Below are 249 nucleotides of genomic sequence, written 5' to 3'. Positions count from 1 at the left end.
ATCTTAACCAAAAGAGAGGTGTGCACTTTGAATATTGTCATTATAGGGGCCGGAGCACTCGGTTCTTACTTTGGAGGCAGATTGCAGCAGGCTGGTCAGCATGTTCAATACCTTGTCCGAAAAAAACGTGCCGAACAATTGAAAGAAAACGGCATAAGCATATCAAGCCCACATGGAAACTATCAATTTAACGACCTGCATATCACAGAAAATGTAATTGATATAGACAAGGTTGACCTTGTGGTTCTC

1 protein-coding gene is annotated in these 249 nt (G+C 41.8%); it reads left to right on the top strand.

Annotation, left to right across the window (positions count from 1 at the left end; all coding sequences use genetic code 11):
* Positions 1-27 precede the first annotated feature (27 nt).
* The coding region (locus tag SB773_RS33630; protein WP_410594802.1) for a ketopantoate reductase family protein at positions 28-249 on the top strand (222 nt) is incomplete at its 3' end.

The organism is Bacillus sp. SIMBA_074 (assembly GCF_046534555.1).
Taxonomy (GTDB): domain Bacteria; phylum Bacillota; class Bacilli; order Bacillales; family Bacillaceae_G; genus Bacillus_A; species Bacillus_A mycoides.
Note: the sequence above shows the minus strand (reverse complement) of the source record. Positions and strands in the feature narration are given on the sequence as shown.